The sequence below is a fragment of the Pedobacter sp. SL55 genome, assembly GCF_026625705.1.
Classification (GTDB): Bacteria; Bacteroidota; Bacteroidia; order Sphingobacteriales; family Sphingobacteriaceae; genus Pedobacter.
On sequence record NZ_CP113059.1, the window covers coordinates 1,416,946 to 1,434,240 of the forward strand.

The 17,295-nt window shown below is 38.0% G+C and carries 18 protein-coding genes; 8 read left to right on the plus strand and 10 right to left on the minus strand.

What is annotated here, in order from left to right:
• Positions 1-210: 210 nt before the first annotated feature.
• Positions 211-1,938, plus strand: coding sequence for a sodium:solute symporter (locus OVA16_RS06460; protein ID WP_267764308.1), 1,728 nt, complete (start codon positions 211-213; stop codon positions 1,936-1,938).
• 399 nt (positions 1,939-2,337) lie between these two features.
• Here OVA16_RS06460 and OVA16_RS06465 read toward each other — a convergent pair whose 3' ends face one another.
• Positions 2,338-3,987, minus strand: a complete 1,650-nt coding sequence (locus OVA16_RS06465; protein ID WP_267764310.1) for a 2-oxo acid dehydrogenase subunit E2 — start codon at positions 3,985-3,987, stop codon at positions 2,338-2,340.
• Between the two features lie 34 nt (positions 3,988-4,021).
• The gene (pdhA, locus tag OVA16_RS06470; RefSeq protein WP_267764312.1) at positions 4,022-5,017 is read right to left on the minus strand and encodes a pyruvate dehydrogenase (acetyl-transferring) E1 component subunit alpha; all 996 of its coding nucleotides are present in this window, start codon (positions 5,015-5,017) and stop codon (positions 4,022-4,024) included.
• Positions 5,018-5,473: 456 nt separating this feature from the next.
• On the opposite strand from pdhA, the gene OVA16_RS06475 reads away from it, so the two are divergent.
• Together OVA16_RS06475 and OVA16_RS06480 are read left to right on the plus strand one after the other, a co-directional pair.
• A complete protein-coding gene (locus OVA16_RS06475; protein ID WP_267764313.1) occupies positions 5,474-6,025 on the plus strand; it encodes a C40 family peptidase in 552 nt (183 codons plus the stop codon).
• 71 nt (positions 6,026-6,096) lie between these two features.
• Entirely contained in the window at positions 6,097-7,200 is a 1,104-nt protein-coding gene (locus OVA16_RS06480; protein WP_267764315.1) for a CapA family protein, read from the plus strand.
• A 290-nt stretch (positions 7,201-7,490) separates the two neighbouring features.
• Here OVA16_RS06480 and OVA16_RS06485 read toward each other — a convergent pair whose 3' ends face one another.
• Positions 7,491-7,676 carry a hypothetical protein gene (locus OVA16_RS06485; protein WP_267764317.1) on the minus strand — a complete coding sequence of 62 codons (186 nt, stop codon included), beginning with the start codon at positions 7,674-7,676 and terminating at the stop codon, positions 7,491-7,493.
• A 124-nt stretch (positions 7,677-7,800) separates the two neighbouring features.
• Between OVA16_RS06485 and OVA16_RS06490 the strand changes: the two genes are divergently transcribed.
• Positions 7,801-8,736 carry an SPFH domain-containing protein gene (locus OVA16_RS06490; protein WP_267764318.1) on the plus strand — a complete coding sequence of 312 codons (936 nt, stop codon included), beginning with the start codon at positions 7,801-7,803 and terminating at the stop codon, positions 8,734-8,736.
• Between the two features lie 63 nt (positions 8,737-8,799).
• On the opposite strand, the gene OVA16_RS06495 is transcribed toward OVA16_RS06490, so the two are convergent.
• Positions 8,800-9,300: a DUF1579 family protein gene (locus OVA16_RS06495; RefSeq protein WP_267764319.1), complete on the minus strand. Its 501-nt coding sequence runs from the start codon at positions 9,298-9,300 to the stop codon at positions 8,800-8,802.
• Between the two features lie 153 nt (positions 9,301-9,453).
• Between OVA16_RS06495 and OVA16_RS06500 the strand changes: the two genes are divergently transcribed.
• Positions 9,454-10,023: a thiamine pyrophosphokinase gene (locus tag OVA16_RS06500; protein ID WP_267764321.1), complete on the plus strand. Its 570-nt coding sequence runs from the start codon at positions 9,454-9,456 to the stop codon at positions 10,021-10,023.
• 124 nt (positions 10,024-10,147) lie between these two features.
• The gene (locus OVA16_RS06505) at positions 10,148-10,642 is read left to right on the plus strand and encodes a GNAT family N-acetyltransferase (RefSeq protein ID WP_267764322.1); all 495 of its coding nucleotides are present in this window, start codon (positions 10,148-10,150) and stop codon (positions 10,640-10,642) included.
• Between the two features lie 86 nt (positions 10,643-10,728).
• Here the strand turns inward: OVA16_RS06505 and OVA16_RS06510 are convergent, their stop codons facing one another.
• The 5 genes from OVA16_RS06510 to OVA16_RS06530 all read right to left on the minus strand — a co-directional run bounded on the left by OVA16_RS06510 (position 10,729) and on the right by OVA16_RS06530 (position 15,979).
• A complete protein-coding gene (locus tag OVA16_RS06510) occupies positions 10,729-11,220 on the minus strand; it encodes a M28 family metallopeptidase (protein WP_267764323.1) in 492 nt (163 codons plus the stop codon).
• Positions 11,207-12,040, minus strand: a complete 834-nt coding sequence (locus OVA16_RS06515) for a M28 family peptidase (RefSeq protein ID WP_267764324.1) — start codon at positions 12,038-12,040, stop codon at positions 11,207-11,209. The genes OVA16_RS06510 and OVA16_RS06515 overlap by 14 nt, the downstream gene beginning before the upstream one ends.
• 136 nt (positions 12,041-12,176) lie before the next feature.
• On the minus strand, positions 12,177-14,006 hold the full coding sequence (locus OVA16_RS06520; protein WP_267764325.1) for a M61 family metallopeptidase: 1,830 nt from the start codon (positions 14,004-14,006) through the stop codon (positions 12,177-12,179).
• 154 nt (positions 14,007-14,160) lie between these two features.
• Positions 14,161-14,808: a DUF1579 domain-containing protein gene (locus tag OVA16_RS06525; RefSeq protein WP_267764327.1), complete on the minus strand. Its 648-nt coding sequence runs from the start codon at positions 14,806-14,808 to the stop codon at positions 14,161-14,163.
• Between the two features lie 85 nt (positions 14,809-14,893).
• Positions 14,894-15,979, minus strand: coding sequence for a DUF4407 domain-containing protein (locus OVA16_RS06530; protein WP_267764329.1), 1,086 nt, complete (start codon positions 15,977-15,979; stop codon positions 14,894-14,896).
• Between the two features lie 337 nt (positions 15,980-16,316).
• On the opposite strand from OVA16_RS06530, the gene OVA16_RS06535 reads away from it, so the two are divergent.
• Both OVA16_RS06535 and OVA16_RS06540 read left to right on the plus strand, forming a co-directional pair.
• Positions 16,317-16,634 (plus strand): rhodanese-like domain-containing protein, encoded by a 318-nt coding sequence (locus tag OVA16_RS06535; protein ID WP_267764331.1) that lies wholly within the window; start codon positions 16,317-16,319, stop codon positions 16,632-16,634.
• An 81-nt stretch (positions 16,635-16,715) separates the two neighbouring features.
• Complete coding sequence (locus OVA16_RS06540; protein WP_267764334.1) at positions 16,716-16,916, plus strand: DUF6358 family protein; 201 nt, start codon at positions 16,716-16,718, stop codon at positions 16,914-16,916.
• A gap of 45 nt (positions 16,917-16,961) precedes the next feature.
• Here the strand turns inward: OVA16_RS06540 and OVA16_RS06545 are convergent, their stop codons facing one another.
• Positions 16,962-17,276, minus strand: coding sequence for a helix-turn-helix transcriptional regulator (locus OVA16_RS06545; protein ID WP_267764336.1), 315 nt, complete (start codon positions 17,274-17,276; stop codon positions 16,962-16,964).
• Between the last annotated feature and the right edge of the window lie 19 nt (positions 17,277-17,295).

The window sequence follows — 17,295 nt, forward strand, 5'->3', positions numbered from 1 at the left end:
TAATGAGAAATATAGAAAATCATAAAAAATCTAAATTAATGCGGTTCTTTATGTTAATACAGTTTCATAATTAATCATAAAAATCAAACAAATTATAGTAATGAACGAGTTACCACCTTTCGTAAAAACCTGGAAACAGTTTTACTACCTCCTGATCTTTTGGTTGGTGGTATTAATCGCTTTGTTTTACGCCTTTACTAAATACTACCAATGAGCAATATAGATTGGGCGGTTTTAATATCAACCCTTTTGGGAATTGTAGGCTACGGCGTTTATAAAAGTCGCGGGACTAAGAGCATGGATGCCTATTTATTGGGCGGACAAAGTATGCCTTGGTACACGGTTTGCCTTTCGGTAATGGCTACGCAAGCCAGTGCCATTACTTTCCTTTCTGCACCAGGTTTGGCTTATTCTTCAGGGATGAGTTTTGTGCAGTTTTACTTTGGTTTGCCATTGGCGATGATTGTGTTGTGCGTTACCTTTGTGCCTATTTTCCACAGGTTGAAGGTGTACACGGCTTACGAATATTTAGAGCAGAGGTTTGATTTTAAAACTCGTGCGCTAACCGCATTTCTATTCTTAATTCAACGTGGTTTATCTACGGGAATTACCATTTATGCACCCGCAATTATCCTTTCTACTATCTTAAATATCAACGTTACTTACACCACCTTGTTTATGGGTGGTTTAGTAATTTTTTATACCGTTTTCGGTGGAACCAAAGCCGTATCTTATACGCAATTGCTACAAATGACCATCATCTTTTGTGGCTTATTTGCTGCTGGAGTGATGGTAGTTCATCTCTTGCCAGAAAGCGTAGGTTTTGGAAAAGCCATCAGCATTGCTGGGAAAATGGGCAGAACTAACGCGATAGATTTTGATTTTAGCTGGACCAACCCTTACAATGTTTGGAGTGGTATTATCGGTGGTTTCTTTTTGCAATTATCGTATTTTGGTACCGATCAAAGTCAGGTGGGAAGGTATTTGACAGGCTCTTCTGTAGGACAAAGCCGATTGGGTTTATTGATGAATGGTTTAGTTAAAATCCCAATGCAGTTTTTGATATTGCTGATTGGTGTACTGGTTTTTACCTTCTATCAGTACAATAAAGCGCCGCTTTTTTTCAATAGTTACGAGCTGAGCAAACTCGAAAAAAGCGAACATAAGGCAGAGCTGGCTCAAATCCAAACTAAATACGATCAGCTTTTTGAAAAGAAGAAGCTAGAGGTAGAAAAGTTGGATGCGGCTTTAGCCAAAGACGATGTAACTTTAATAAACCAACAACGTACCATAGTTAAACAATACGACGAAGATGGCAAAGCAATCAGAGAGGAGTTAACTACCTTGATGAAAAAGAATGATGCCAATGCTTCTACAAATGATACCAATTACATCTTTTTAAGCTTTGTAACGGAATATCTACCCAAAGGCTTGATAGGATTATTGATTGCGATTATTTTCTTGGCATCGATGGGTTCTACAGCAAGTGCTTTGAACTCTTTGGCTTCTACCACCGTGGTGGATATTTATAAGCGTATTTTTAACAAAACTGGGAGTGATGGTGCTTATGTAAATGCATCTAGGTGGGCAACCATTTTATGGGGCGTGGTTTGCATTATAATGGCGTTGTTTACCAGTAAAATTGGAAACTTGATAGAAGCTGTAAACATTTTAGGTTCGTTTATTTATGGAACGATTTTAGGTGTCTTTCTAGTAGCTTTTTATTTGAAGAAGGTCGGTAGTAAAGCGGTGTTTTATGCGGCTATTTTGGCAGAAGCTATTGTTTGTGCTTTAGGTTTTGCGGAAGTTGTAGCCTATTTATGGCTCAACGTAATTGGCTGTTTAGCTGTAGTGATTATTGCTTATCTGATACAGAAGTTATTTAAAGAAGATACTTTGAGACCTGCTCCAACAACGAACTTAATAATTGTTTCTTGATTTTGTCTTTGCGGTACTTTGCGAAAACTTAAAATCTTTGCGATTATTTTAACGCAAAGAAAAAGAAGAATGTCGCGAAGAACGCAAAGTTGTTCGTCATTTTGGTAGGATAAGGTGTTTTATAACTTAGCTTAGGGATTACTTCGTGCCTCGCAATGACGGTAGCGCTAATATAAGTAGCAAAGTCTTTCGTTCATTAAACCCGATTGTCGTGAAAATCCTTTTGCATGAGATTGCTTCGTGCCTCGCAGTAACGGCCATGGCAAAAGATTGGAACAAAAAGCGGGACTAACGATAGTGACGGAAATAATTTGCTTTTCTAATAAAAAAGCTACCCTTTTGAGGTAGCTTTGACTTTATTTTTTAGTCTAAAACTGTAGACTGAGAATTGTTAACTATTTATGCTAGTAACGTAACAGGTGCTTCTAACAATTGCTTTAATGTTTGCAAGAAAGCTGCACCAGTTGCGCCGTCTACTACACGGTGATCGCAACCTAGAGTTAATTTCATTACATTTCCAGGTACCACAGCGCCATTTTTAACTACAGGAACCGCTTGGATAGCACCTACAGATAAAATTGCTCCGTCTGGAGAGTTGATGATGGAAGTAAACTCATCGATACCGAACATACCTAAGTTAGATACGGTAAATGTTGAACCTTCCCAATCTGACGGTTGTAGTTTTTTAGCTTTTGCTTTAGCACCGTATTCCTTAACCTCAGCAGAAATGTGAGATAAAGATTTGCCATCAGCAAAACGCACTACAGGAACCAATAAACCATCTTCAACAGCCATAGCTACACCAATGTTAGTGTGTTCGTTGAAACGGATTTTATCGCCACCCCATGATGAATTAACAGCTGGGTGTTTTTTCAAGGCTACAGCAACCGCTTTAATCACGATATCGTTGAAAGATACTTTTACAGGCGCAACAGTGTTGATTTGCGTACGAGCAGCCATGGCATTGTCCATATCAATACTAATGGTTAAGTAGAAATGTGGAGCTGTAAATAAACTTTCGCCCAAACGTTTGGCAATTACTTTACGCATTTGCGAAACAGGTTTCTCGGTATATTTTTCTTCGCCAACATAAGTTGGGATTACTGGAGCCGCCGCAGCTTTTTCAGATGAAGCAGCAGGAGCATCAGCTTTAGCAGCAGCAGCCGAAGGTTTAAAGTTTTCGATATCTTTTTTAATTATACGACCACCTTCTGCACTACCAGCAACTTGTGCTAAATCAATTCCTTTATCTTTTGCAATTTTCTTAGCCAAAGGCGACGCAATGATACGACCACCGTTTGAGCTAGCAGCAACTTGCGCTTTTTCTTCTTCTTTTGGTGCTTCAGTTTTGCTTTCTGCTTTAGGCTCTTCTTTGCTTTCCGATTTCGGAGCAGCAGGAGCATCGCCACCAGCTAAAATAGCACTTACGTCGGTTCCTTCTGGCCCAACGATAGCGATAATGCCATTTACTTTAGCAGCTTCGCCTTTTTGTATACCAACGTGTAATAAAGTTCCAGTTGCGTAACCCATTACTTCCATAGTCGCTTTATCAGTTTCTACGTCAGCCAAGATATCGTCGTCTTTTACTTTATCGCCTACTTTTTTATGCCATTCAGCAATTACGCCTTCAGTCATGGTATCGCTTAACAAAGGCATACGAATTACTGTAATTCCTTTTGCAGAAAGTTCCGCTTCGCTTAAACCACCACCTTGCGCTGGAGCCGCTTCTTCTTTTTTCTCTTCAACTTTAGGTTCTTCTGCTTTTGCAGCGCCACCTTTAGCAGCTTCTAATAGTTCTTTATAGTCTTCGCCTTCTTTTCCAACAATTGCCATTAGGGCATCAATTGGAACTGCTTGACCTTCTTCTACACCAATATATAATAAAGTGCCATCCCAATAAGACTCCATGTCCATGGTTGCTTTATCTGTTTCAACTTCTGCTAAAACATCGCCACTTTTAATTTTATCGCCTACTTTTTTGTGCCACTTTGCCAAAACCCCTTCGGTCATGGTGTCGCTCATTTTAGGCATGCTAATTACTTCAGCCATTGCTATATCTTTATTTGAATGCTTTTCTTAAAAATTAAACTTCTTGGAAAGGATAGTTCTTGTCTACGTAAATATCTTCGAACAACTCTTCTGGTTGTGGCCAAGGAGATTCCTCCGCAAATTTTACCGACTCATCAACAATACCTTTTACTTTTTCTTCGATTTCGGTAATCCAAGCCTCATCAGCATATTTTTCTTTAAGGATAACCTCTCTTACTTGCTCAATTGGATCTTTTGCTTTGTACTCTTCCAATTCTTCTTTGGTACGATACTTTGCAGGATCTGACATTGAGTGACCTCTGTAACGGTAAGTTCTCATTTCTAAGAAAGTTGGGCCTTCGCCAGCACGAGCACGTTGGATCGCTTCATCCATTGCGTTGTGAACTGCTACCGGATCCATCCCATCAACTGGTGCACATGGCATATCAAAACCTAAACCAATTTTGTAGATGTCCATCATGTTAGTAGTACGCTCTACCGAAGTACCCATGGCATAACCATTGTTCTCACAAACAAAAACTACTGGAAGCTTCCACAACATCGCCATGTTAAACGACTCGTTTAAAGCTCCCTGACGAACAGCGCCATCGCCCATGTAGCAGATGTTTACGTTGTTTGTACCTTTATATTTTTCTGCGAAAGCGATACCAGCACCTAGTGGCATTTGACCACCAACAATACCGTGACCTCCGTAGAAATTGTGTTCTTTACTGAAAATGTGCATTGAACCACCTTTGCCTTTAGAACAGCCAGTTACTTTACCGTACATTTCGGCCATGATGCTATTAGCACTCATACCTAAAGCTAAACCATGAGCGTGATCTCTATATGAAGTAAGCATCGAATCGCCTTTTTGCATTGCAGAGATAGCTCCCGCAACTACGGCCTCTTGACCGATATATAAATGGCAAAAACCTCTGATTTTTTGTTGACCATAAAGTTGACCAGTTTTCTCTTCGAACTTGCGCATCAGCAACATCGACTCAAACCACTTCAAATAGGTATCTTTATTAATTTCTACTGCACTCATGTTTTGATGATAAATTTTTATTTACGAGAGCAAATCTAATTTATTTTCTTGGATTTTTGTATATCTACTAATGTAAAAACAACATTAGTTATTAATTAAATCCATTGTAGTACTGCTTTTTATACCATTCTTTAAAATGGTAAATTTTACACTATTCGTTTTGAGATTATTGGCTAAAACTCAAAGGCTTTCAAAACAGAAATTTTATTTGGTATAGTTGGGGTTTAGCCTAATTTTTAATTTTGTTGGGAGAAAAGGTACAGAAGTAAAAAAAAACGTAAAGAAAATGTGTGTTTACATTGGCTGTGATGCGTAAAATGTTAATAACTCTTGTTTTTTAACATTTTATGTTTGGATAAAACAATATGAAGCTTTAATTTTGACGCCGTAACAATAAGCCCTTGTTGGTTTACGTTAAGTGTAAGTTGTTGTTTTACCCAAACTTAATAGTATAACATGATTAAAAAGTTTTTGTTTTCTACCTTAATTGTTCTCGCGTCTTTTTCGGCGACGTTTGCCCAAACTAAAACCAAAGAAGCTGCTAAAGTAGAAGATCCAGACAATTTAGCTTCGCAATATTTCTCGCAAGTAATGGGTGTTGCCGTAGATGCAACTTCAAACCTAAAATTATATAAGTTTATTTACGAATGGATTGGCACTCCTTACCGCTTTGGTGGCAACACAAAAAAAGGCATTGATTGTTCTGCTTTTACCAAAGCCATTTATGATAAGGTTTTCAATACCAGTATTCTTCGTAATTCTCGTGATATTTTTAGCATGGTAAATCCCTTGTCTAAAGACGAATTGAAAGAAGGTGATTTGGTTTTCTTTAAAATTAAGAGCCGTAGCATTTCTCATGTAGGTATTTACTTAGGCGAAAATCGTTTCGCTCATGCATCAAGCTCAAGAGGGGTAGTAATTAGCAACTTGAACGAGCCTTACTACAGTCGTTATTTTTATAAGGGCGGCCGTATTTTAGAGCCTGGAGACGGAGCAATTGTAGAATAATCTGAATTACGATTTTAGATTTACGATATTAGGTTTATCCTTCCCATTTTGGGGAGGATTTTTTTTGTAATATGATGAAGAAAATTTTTGTGTTACTTGTTTGTGTAGCAATTACTTATTTGATGTTGAGCTGCCAGAATAAGCCAGCGGAAACCAAACAGGCAGTAAAAACTGATACCGTTAATGTAAAGAAATTAAAAGATACCATTAGCATTGTTGCCGTGGGCGATATCATGTTGGGCTCTGCTTTTCCTAGCAAGTTAAATTTGCCGCCAGACGATGCGATAAACAGTTTTAAGGCAGTAGACACTTTCTTAAAAGGCGATGTAGTTTTCGGTAACCTAGAAGGATGTTTCCTAAACTCAGGAAATTCTTCTAAATGTAATGGCATTAACCCTAACAGCTGTTACGCTTTTAGAATGCCAGATCGTTACGCTGGTATTTTTAAAACAGCTGGTTTTAATGTGTTGAGTGTGGCCAATAACCACGTTGGAGATTTTAATACCAGAGGGAGAAAAAACACAGCCAAGATTTTAGACTCGTTGCAAATCAACTATGCCGGTCAGTTGGATAAGCCTTTTGATTTGTTTACCATCGATAGCGTGAAATATGCTTTTGTAGCTTTTGCACCAAATGAAAATACGGTAGACATCCGGAAAATTGACAGTGCAAAAATGTTGGTTAAGAGGTTGAAAGAACAGGCCGACATTGTGATTGTTTCTTTTCATGGCGGTGGCGAAGGAGCAAGGTTCGAACACGTCACTCGTAAAACGGAAATCTTTTTCAGAGAAAATCGGGGTAACGTTTATGCTTTTGCTCACGGCGTAATAGATGCCGGAGCAGATGTAGTTTTGGGACACGGACCCCACGTGACTAGGGCAGTTGAAGTATACAAGAACAAGTTTATTGCTTATAGTTTGGGCAACTTTTGTACTTATGGCATGTTTAGCTTAAAAGGCCCAAAAGGCATTGCACCTTTACTGCAACTGAAATTAAATTCCAAAGGGGATTTTCTTTATGCTGATGTAGTTTCGGTAAAGCAAGATAAAGTGAACCGTTTAACTGTAGATAAAACTCAGGCTGCATTCCATAAAATTAAATCACTAACAGATATGGATTTTAAAGGACACGGATTAAAATTTGAGAACAATAGAATATCGTTGACTAATGAATAAACTAACTATACATTATATCATTGGCATTTGTGCCATAGCATTAGCGCTTGTAGGGATTTTCTATATCTACCAAAATAAAGGAAACACTATTTCATTAGGTATTATTGTTTTTGCCGGGTGTTTTGTTGCATTAAGCCAATATTTAATCATTAAAAGTAGGAGAAATCAAAAATGATACTGTGCTTATTAACTATAAAGTTCGAAGAATTTAAAGATGGGGTTTACTTTGGCTTGGCCATTGGTTTAGTAGTCATTTTTTATTTAGTGATTAGAAAGCAACGAAAAAAACATTAAGCTACATCTTTCGTATTCTTTACCAGTCCAATTCCCGACATGAAAAATATCAATCCAATTATTCCTACTACAATGAGTTCTCTGTTGCCCACGCTATGATTTACAAAACCCCAACCAGCATAGATTAATCCTACAATGCCTAGTATGGTTAAGATGGTTCCAAAAGTCCGTTTTACGTTCATAATTATCGATTAATTCTCCTATAACAGCGATTTCGCTTTTTTTGTTTTTCTTTAACCAAGAATGGTTTAATGATGGCACTTAGTGATTATTTTTTAGTATCATTGGGTATCAAATTCAAATGATATGGAATATTTAGGTTATGGCGTATTGGTATTTGCGCTCATCATTCTCTTCAGTTCTTTCGTAACTGTTAAACAAGGTACAATTGCAGTAATTACTATTTTTGGTAAATACCGACGATTGTTGCGACCAGGATTAAGTTTAAAAATCCCATTAATTGAAGTTATCCATTCTAGAATTTCCATTCAAAATCGTTCGGTAGAGCTTTCTTTTCAAGCGGTAACTCAAGATCAGGCAAACGTATATTTTAAGGCGATGCTGCTCTATTCTGTACTCAATCACGATGAAGAAACCATTAAAAATGTGGCCTTTAAATTTGTGGATTCAAATAACTTGATGCAAGCTTTAATTCGCACCATCGAGGGGTCTATCCGTGCTTATGTAGCTACGCAAAAGCAAGCAAATGTATTGGCGCAACGTAATGAAATTGTAGAACACGTAAAACATCAGATAGATCAGGTTTTAGAAAGCTGGGGATATCATTTGCAAGATTTGCAGTTGAATGACATTACTTTTGATGAAGAAATTATGCGCTCTATGAGCAGGGTAGTGGCTTCTAATAACTTAAAAGCTGCTGCAGAAAACGAAGGTCAGGCTTTGTTAATTACCAAAACTAAAGGTGCGGAAGCCGATGGTAATGCCATTAAAATTGCCGCGACAGCAGAGCGTGAAGCTGCGCAATTACGCGGGCAAGGTATTGCTTTATTTAGAGAAGAAGTAGCAAAAGGTATGACCAACGCTGCTCACGAAATGCAACAAGCCAACCTAGATACATCAGTAATTTTATTCACGATGTGGACAGAAGCCATTAAACAATTTGCAGAGTATAGCGAAGGCAATGTGATTTTCTTAGATGGCAGCACCGAAGGCATGAACAACACCATGAAGCAGATGATGGCTATGCAAATGGGGCAAAAACAGCAAGCAGATAAGAAATAGTTGATTTGGTTAATTGTTTAAACTGGTTAATCGGTTAACTGAGAACTGAGAACTGCCAACTAACTACAGGTCTATCCTCAAGTTTATCGTTTCTACGGCTTTGGTTTCTTCGCCAGTTGGCGAGATATTGTAGGCACGTAAAATAAACTGGTCTGAGTTCAAGATTTCGAGTTCGGTGCGCCAACCCCAAGGTTCTGGCCATTCTAGGTTATCGTACTGTCCGGTTACAGAAAAGCCATTTCGGGTTTCTACGCCTTCGGAGTACATAATGCCCGTGCCCATGTGGAAACTATCAACCCAAGTGCAAACACACTTGCTATTGCCCAAATCGAAGCCCCAAACCATCAGGCCTTCGTGAGTTTTTCCATTAATAATGCCACGGTATTCGTATCGTATAAACCTTTTATTTAACAGGCTAATAATTTTGCTGGTAGTTGGCGATTCATCTGCTAGTACATCTTTCTCGAACCAAGTGCGGGTGCGGCCATCCCAATTGCCCACCAAACTTAGCAACCTCAAATGTGGGCCGCTTTCCTTAGATATTTCGAATTTAGTTTTGCTCATAATTCTAAGATACTGTTTATGTTTGAAAGTTGAAATGTTGGAAGGTTGAAATGTTTTGGTTAATTGTTGAAACTGGTTAATCGGTTAACTATGGTTTTTCGCTTTAGTTTTTCGGCTTTGGTCTTTTCGCTTTTTACCTTTAACTTAGAACCCATGTCGTCACATCACATTGTAAAAGAAAAACAAGAACCCGCTTTGTACATTCACGAGTTGGGAAATTTTAACGAAGAATACTTAGGCCAGTTGTTAGAGTGGAGCCCAACGTTAATTGTACTGGCAAATGAGTATGAAAAGGTTGTTTCTTTAGGCTTAAAGGTTGATGTTATAGTAGGAAATTTAGATGCTGGAGCAGAATTACAAGAGCACATTCGGATTATTCCGCAACAAAAAAACGGAATTGAAGACGCCATAGAGTTTTTGGTTAAGGAGAAGTATCCGGCAGTAAACGTAATTAGTAAAATCAGTAGTTTTGATGATTTAACTTGCTATTTGCCAGATATCAACCTTGTTTTATTTACAGAAACCAGCAAGCATTTTGCCATTAAAAGCGGCTTTAGCATTTGGAAACCAGCCGGCAGTATTTTCTTAATTGATATCATCGCTTATTTTGAGGCTGATAATTTAATGCAGCAAGAAGAAGAAGGTAAATTTTTGGTAGTAGAAGATGGTTTGGTGGCTTTTCGCTTTCAAGCGCCTTATTTGTTTATTGGGGAGTTGTTGTAATAAGTATTTAGCTATTAGTAGTTAGTATTTAGACAAAGCTATTAGTCAAAACTTTTTATTTTTATCTTTCTACTTTTAACCTAAACTGATACCTAATCCCTAATACCTGACCCCTGAAAAAAAAATGATTTACTTAAGAAAGGCCAAAGAAGAAGATTTACCTATAATTAGAAGTTTGGCCGAACAAACTTGGCCAACGGCATATAGCGATATCATTTCGGCAGCGCAGATTAGTTTTATGTTGGAAAAAATGTACAACCGAGGAGAGCTATTGAGCCAACTACAGCAGGGGCACACTTTTTTAATGGCTTCGGAACTAAAGGAGGATGTTGGCTTCGCTGGCTTTTCGCTAATAGATACTGAAAACAAGATTTTTAAACTGCACAAGCTTTATGTACTGCCTAAAATGCATGGCAAAGGCGTAGGCAAATTATTGATGAATGAGGTGGTAAATAGCGTTAAAGCGCAGGGCGGAAAGTTCTTGCAATTAAACGTTAACCGAGCTAACAAAGCGTTAGATTTTTATCAAAAAGCCAGCTTTAAAATAAAAGAAACCGTTGACCTTGATATTGGCAACGGTTTCTTTATGAATGATTATGTAATGGAGAAGGAACTATAGTCCTCACATTTCCCTAAACGGAGAATAACACGGGCAAGTTTTATGCATTTTGCAACTCCCCTCCTTTGGAGGGGCTGGGGGAGGCTTTATTTCAACTTCGGTATTCTGCTGGGGGTATCAGCACCGCTAATGATACTTACCGCACTTTTAGCAATAGCTTTAATGGTTGATAAAATATTTTCGACATCCAATGAACTATATTCATCTTTCACGGTGTGGTATAGTTTATCGATATCAATTTGATCGGTACTAATGGTGTGCGCCGGTACACCTAAAGCTGCTAAAGTTGCATTGTCACTTCTGTAGAAAAGGTTTTCTTTTATATACGGATCTGGGTGGAAAGTAAATTCAGTACCCGCTAAATTTTTCTGTAAAATGCTTCCGAAATCAGATTTATCATAACCAGTAATAAAGGCGGTGTTTTTACCAAACTTACTGTCTTTGCCAATCATTTCGATATTAAACATGGCAACTACATCATCTGGGTTTAGCTGTTTCGAAAAATACTGCGAGCCAAAGCCTCCTATTTCTTCTGCGGTAAACGCAACGAAAATTAATGTACGCTCATTTTTGTTCAATTTTTTGTAGTATTTTGGCTAGGGCAATAACTGCCGATGTTCCCGAAGCATCATCATCGGCACCATTCATAATACTGTCGCCTTCAACAGGTTTTACAATGCCCATGTGATCATAATGTCCAGAAAAAACTACCAGTTCTTTTGCTTTAGATTTACCCGGAATTACACCAGCCACATTAAATAAAGGCATTTTAGTGATGCTGTTTTTGAGCTCTACTTTAAAGCCATTAGCTACATTTTCTTTATCTAAAACAAAAACTGCTGCAGCTGCTTTGTCACTTTTTAAATCAGTTTCGTCTACTGTTGTTTCTCTGCCCAACATTCCCTTTAAGCGGTTAAAAGCATCTACAAATTTCACATCAACTAAAATTAATTGCTTTTTGCCACTGCGAGCTACCGTTCTAAACTGGCTCATAAAGTCTTTTTCAGGGTCAAGTTTAATCCAACCGTCGCTATTGGTTTGGTCAAACGAAAGATTTTCTACTTTGTTGCCATACACCAAGATGTTTTCGGCGGCTACTTCTTGCCCGTCAATAGTTACTTTGGCAGATGATGGCTTTAGCAGATATTTATGAAACGTTTGGCGAAAGCCTGTTTGCCCATCTAAAGGCTTTAAACCAATGGCAGCAAATTCTTTTTCGATAAAGGTTGCAGCTTTATCAATTCCTGGTGTAAATGTACGGCGACCTTGCATGTCGTCACTTGCCAAGGTTTTAATTAAATGGTCTACGTAATCTTTGGTAATGATCTTGTCAATGTTTTGTGCACTTGCCGTTAGCGAGGCAACCGCTAATCCCATCGCGAATATGGTTTTTTTCATCTTTATAGTATTTAGTAATTAGATGTTAGTAATTAGATATAAGTATTGCGTATTGAGATTTATGGCCTCAAATATTTTTTATTTTTGAATTTTCATTTTTAACTTGACTGATCCCTGTCTACTGGTTCGTGACCACTTATTTCACCGCACTTTCTAACCATTTTTCTCTAAAAACTTTCATTTCTGCTGTTAAAGTTCCGCCAGTATTTTCAATTGGCAATACTTCTAGAGACGGATTTTCTATGAAGGTTAGTTTCGTTGTTTTTTCTACCCCTTTTCTACTATAAACCACTTCAATTGTTTCCCCTGGTTGGTGTTTTTCTGTAACGGCTTCGAAATCTTTAGCGGTTTTAATATCACTACCATCAGCTTTTAAAATTACATCTTCAATGTCTAAACCAGCAATGTAAGCCGGCGACCCAACTAAGGTGGCAGGCATCGTTACTTTGCCCTGGTTAACCTCTAAACGACCAATGCCCGTATAGGCTTTGCCAGCACTACTCTTCTGTAAAACCAATCCGGCTTTCAATAACAAAGATGCATAATCTTCCTTTTTAGTTGCATACACATAACTGTTAAAAAATTGTTTAGCAAAAACTGGTTTTTTAGTTAAGGATGCTAAGGTTTTTTCTAAATCTGGAATGGTGTAAGCAATTTCAGTTTTGCCATAGGCTTTCCAAAGGGCTTTCATGTAATCGTCTAAAATAAGCTTAAAATCTGTTCTTAAGCGTAAATCTAGCGCTAAGCCTACTGCTGCACCATAAGTGTAATATGAGGTAAAGATATTTCTTTGGTTGGTTTGGTCTACGGCTACACCAGCATCGGCAAATACGGCATATCTGCTCGCTTGTACGGGTGTAAAGTTCTTGGCTCCTGGCGAATTAATTACCGAATTTACCAAGCCGCCGAAAACCCTCGAAATGTCTTCCAAATTCCTAAATCCTGCTCTTTTTAGCGCTAGGTTTCCATAATATTGTGTAAAGCCCTCTGCCAACCATAGCTCGTCGCTAATGTTAGCTTGTGTAAAGTTAAAAGGCTCTAAGGTTCTAGGGCGTAAACGTTCTACATTCCAGGCATGGAAAAACTCGTGGGAGAAAGTGCCCAATAAATTGTTTTCGTAACCCCCAATTTTTGGTGTTCGCTGTACAATTACGGTAGAATTTCTATGCTCCATACCATCGCCAGCATAACTTGGATGTACGCAATGTAAGAAGTAGTAATTACCATCATCGAAAGTTGGCAGCTCTCCGAAAATGGCTTTCTGTTCATCAACTACTTTTTTAAGCATATTGGCGTAATTAAAAACAGTCATTTCATCATCTTCAGAATGTGCTATTAAATGAATAGTTTGGGTTTTTCCATTGGTGTTTTTAACCTCAAAACTTGCCTTCTTGTAGTTTGATATTTCTATCGGGCTATCCATAAAATACTGGAAATCTTTTGCGTAATAAACGCCATTGCCCAGTGCCTTTAACTGGGTAGCAACTTTCCAATCTGCTTTGCCTGTAAAGTTGAATTTTACTGTTCTGGGCTTTTTATCCATACCTATGGGAAAAGCAAAAACCGCAGGTATGTTCATGTGTGCATGGGTCTCATCAAAACCAGCATAAGTGCCATCAATCCAATTACCAAAAACGGTGTAGGTAACTTTTATTTTGCCATTGGCTTTAGTGATTTCATAGACATCGCCGGCGGGCTGTTTTAGTTTCAAAGGTTTGCCGTTGGTATCAAAAGCCTTTAGGTTATAAATGTTCTTGCCAAACTCGTGTGTGGCGTATCTGCCCGGCGAAGAACGAGCAAATCTTACTTTTAGTGGCGCATTTGCAGGTACGTTAGGAATGGTCATGCTTACTTCGGCCTCGTGGTGTACCGCATTGGGGAAACTTACCGTGTAGCTGATTTCCTGCTGAGATTTTGCAATGGTAGTAGCGCCAAAAAGGAACACGATTAATAGATAATTCTTCATTTGCCTAAGTTTAGGATTTGAAGTTAAGATTTCGGCGATTAATATTCTGATTTGTGAGCATTTTATTACCGTTTAATTTGATGTAGTTAGGGTATTACACACAAAAAAGCCCATCAATAATTTGATAGGCTTACTGTTTTTTAAGCAACCAGTATTATTTTCTTGTCAATTTAATGGACATTGTTTTTGTTTCCTTACCTTCTTTTGTATCATACATTTCCATTAATTGGTTGTTATCGTCAATCATGGTAAAAACCTCTCTAAATGGAATTTGTTTTCCAGAGGTAGGTTCGGTAGAGGTACCTTTAAAGGTCATTTGTTTTTTGCTTTCTACAAAGTTGCCTTCTGCATACATTAGTCCGGTTCCCATGTTATCAATCCATGTACTGATATAAACTTTTCTAGCATTATCATAAGCTAGGGTGTTCATTCCTTCAAAAGGCATTCCATCCATATTGCCCTTGTAAGTAGAGTGCTGGTAGCGCCCGCCAAGTATCATTTTGGTTTCGGCTTTAATGCCCGGGCTGCTAGACATGATAGAACCGTCTGCATTATAAAAGGTAATGTCTACGTCCCAGTTACCTGCCGATTTACTTAGCATTTGGTGTTCGTTGCCTGGGGTCATGTAGGTTTCCCAAGCTTTCATCATTGCGGCCGAGTCTACAGGTGCCTTGGTGGTATCTTTAACTATGGTATTGGTATCTACCGATAGGCTGTCTGTTGTGCTGCTGCCTTTTTTTTCGCTTTGACAAGCTGTTGCAAATAAGAGTGTTACACCTGTGGCTAAAAGTAAATTTTTCATTGCTTTTGGGTAAGTTTAATGTTTTGTGGATAAACAAGGTACGAAAATCTTTATTTTTTTGGCAGCAAATATTAAAGATAGTTTTTTATAAGTTCCTCAACTCATCAATCCTTTGTTTAGCCCTAATCTCAACCCTAGTGTCTTGAATTTGGTCTGCTACAGCAATTTCCATATCGCGGTCTTTGTCTGATAAGTGTTTTTGTACCGCTTCTTCATTTTCTACCGCATGATCGTAAGATCCCCTGGCGCTCATCAGCTTCACAAAAACCGGCAAACATTCAAAGAAGATAAACAGCAAGCCAATAAAAGTTACCGCCATGGCAGTATTGATATCTTTAGAACCATCGGCATTAAAACTTAGCTGCCCTAAAGCCCAATTTCTATCTGCAAAACCAGCCACATTGCTTAAACTATCTAGCTGTTTGGAGGTGTAAAGTTTTTCGGTCATTAAGCCATCAAAAGCTTTACGGCCGTCTACAAATTTTTCCATTTGCCTAATATCCGTAGTAAGTGTATCCAGGTTCTGCTCTCGTTGTTTCAGCTCTGCTTCTTTCCGTTTGGCATAAGGCCCATATCCCATTACGCCAGATGTTTCAGTAGTTTTATTTCCAAAAATCTCGTAGTTCAGTTTTTGTCTATCACTTTTAATTGCAGCGGCTAAAGAATCTCTTTGGGCTTTTAAATCTTTCAGTTTCCCCAGTTCAATAGTGTATTTTTTATCGAATGCTTTATTTAAAGTATCAATTTTTGAACGCTGGCCATTGAGGTAGCTTACTTTTAATTTCTCCTTAATTTCCTTGTCAAAAATCCTTAGCTCTAGCGGGCGAGAAATGACGATGCCAATCATGATGGCAAGTAAAATACGAGGCGTTGCCTGGAGCAGTTGCTTCCGCGAGCTCGCATTTTTATCTAAGCTGCCCACAATGTAGCGGTCCATGTTAAAGATGGCCAAGCCCCAAATCAGTCCGAAAAAGATAGAGAACAGCCAAGCAAAATCTCCACCTTTAAAAACAAAATACATGGCATAGCCACCAGAAAGGGCGGCAAAAAGTCCTGTAAAAAATATGGTAGCACCAATACCAAAGTATTTGTTGTGGTCTGTAGGGTGTTTTTCTAGTGTAGCTAGGTGGGCACCAGAACAAAACCAGAGGAAGCGAGAAATGCGGTTCATTTTAACCAAATTAAAAATATCTATAGTTAAACGACTGGCAAACCCAAATGTTACAGTTGTAAAAGAAATTAGTAGAAGAGTTGTACATTTTAGCTATAGATACACAGATGTATTATGAAGTTAACATTGGTATGAAGCGGATTTGTACATCTGTGACAATTTTAATGAATGGTTGGACTAACCAAATTTCTCACATTAAAAAGTAAAAATACCGTGAAGAATTTGACCGCAGTTATTTAATGCCGTAATTCGTATCTTTGATAAAAACACGAAGCAATGAAACCATCTAAATTATCAGGATAGTTTCATGACCTTTTAAATAAAAACAGAAAAACAAATGAAAGAAGTTACTGTACAAGACTTAAAACAGAAAATAGATAACAACGAGCCTTTTCAACTGATTGATGTTAGGGAGACTTTTGAATATGAAACCTCTAACCTAGATGGTTTAAATATCCCTTTGGGTGGTATTTTAATTGAGGCTGATCAAATTGATAGAGATAAGCCCGTAATTGTACAGTGCCGTAGCGGTAAACGTAGTGCTGCTGCCATTATGCAATTAGAGCAAGTGCACGGTTTTGATAACTTATATAACTTAAAGGGGGGCATATTGGCTTGGCAAGAAGCTTTTGACCCAAACATGCCAGTTTATTAATAAAGGATTGAATTTTGGATGAGTGACTTGCTAACGATGTCATTCAGTCATTCTCTAATTCAAAACTCAATCATCTCAATCATGAAGAAAAAGATATTCTTAAATGCCTTTTATAATTTGGCAATGATTCTTTGTATCATCGGCGCATTTTGGGCTTATGAAAATAAAAGTCCGCTGATTTCCGTTTTTTTGGTAGCCGTTTTGGGTGCTTTTTTGTTCTTTAAGATAAAATTGATAAAAGAACTGAAAAACGATTTTAAGCAAGGGCCACAGAAGAAATAAGATAGAAAAGCCATCAAATTTGATGGCTTTTCTATTAAAATAGTTTTAAAGCGTAGTGTGTAGCTCTTCAACAAATTTGAGATCATATTCTGTGATGTATCTCAGTTGCCTAATGGCGCTGACTAAACCCTCTTCATTTCCTTTCTCATGAATTTCAATGATCAATTCTAAGATGTCTCTTGCTGGCATTCTGTAAAGCAAACTTAAATGGTAAAGCTTCTCAATATCTAAGCTAACCCGCCCGTTTTCGATGTTTGCCAGTGTGGTTATGGTAATGTTAAGATGGTTAGCCACAAATTTCTGCGTGTAGCTTAAATGTAGCCTTATGGCCTTAATTACTTTTCCTGAAGCTATTTTCATAGTGTAGATATAGGGTAGA

Bases quoted from the DNA above. Each gene is read 5' to 3' on its own strand.
- OVA16_RS06540 (WP_267764334.1), top strand. From the start codon at position 16,716: ATGAAGAAAAAGATATTCTTAAATGCCTTTTATAATTTGGCAATGATT.
- OVA16_RS06475 (WP_267764313.1), top strand. From the start codon at position 5,474: ATGATTAAAAAGTTTTTGTTTTCTACCTTAATTGTTCTCGCGTCTTTT.
- OVA16_RS06480 (WP_267764315.1), top strand. From the start codon at position 6,097: ATGATGAAGAAAATTTTTGTGTTACTTGTTTGTGTAGCAATTACTTAT.
- OVA16_RS06505 (WP_267764322.1), top strand. From the start codon at position 10,148: ATGATTTACTTAAGAAAGGCCAAAGAAGAAGATTTACCTATAATTAGA.
- OVA16_RS06460 (WP_267764308.1), top strand. From the start codon at position 211: ATGAGCAATATAGATTGGGCGGTTTTAATATCAACCCTTTTGGGAATT.
- OVA16_RS06515 (WP_267764324.1), bottom strand. From the start codon at position 12,040: ATGAAAAAAACCATATTCGCGATGGGATTAGCGGTTGCCTCGCTAACG.
- OVA16_RS06465 (WP_267764310.1), bottom strand. From the start codon at position 3,987: ATGGCTGAAGTAATTAGCATGCCTAAAATGAGCGACACCATGACCGAA.
- OVA16_RS06485 (WP_267764317.1), bottom strand. From the start codon at position 7,676: ATGAACGTAAAACGGACTTTTGGAACCATCTTAACCATACTAGGCATT.
- OVA16_RS06495 (WP_267764319.1), bottom strand. From the start codon at position 9,300: ATGAGCAAAACTAAATTCGAAATATCTAAGGAAAGCGGCCCACATTTG.
- OVA16_RS06530 (WP_267764329.1), bottom strand. From the start codon at position 15,979: ATGAACCGCATTTCTCGCTTCCTCTGGTTTTGTTCTGGTGCCCACCTA.
- OVA16_RS06535 (WP_267764331.1), top strand. From the start codon at position 16,317: ATGAAAGAAGTTACTGTACAAGACTTAAAACAGAAAATAGATAACAAC.
- OVA16_RS06500 (WP_267764321.1), top strand. From the start codon at position 9,454: ATGTCGTCACATCACATTGTAAAAGAAAAACAAGAACCCGCTTTGTAC.
- OVA16_RS06490 (WP_267764318.1), top strand. From the start codon at position 7,801: ATGGAATATTTAGGTTATGGCGTATTGGTATTTGCGCTCATCATTCTC.
- pdhA (WP_267764312.1), bottom strand. From the start codon at position 5,017: ATGAGTGCAGTAGAAATTAATAAAGATACCTATTTGAAGTGGTTTGAG.
- OVA16_RS06520 (WP_267764325.1), bottom strand. From the start codon at position 14,006: ATGAAGAATTATCTATTAATCGTGTTCCTTTTTGGCGCTACTACCATT.
- OVA16_RS06525 (WP_267764327.1), bottom strand. From the start codon at position 14,808: ATGAAAAATTTACTTTTAGCCACAGGTGTAACACTCTTATTTGCAACA.
- OVA16_RS06545 (WP_267764336.1), bottom strand. From the start codon at position 17,276: ATGAAAATAGCTTCAGGAAAAGTAATTAAGGCCATAAGGCTACATTTA.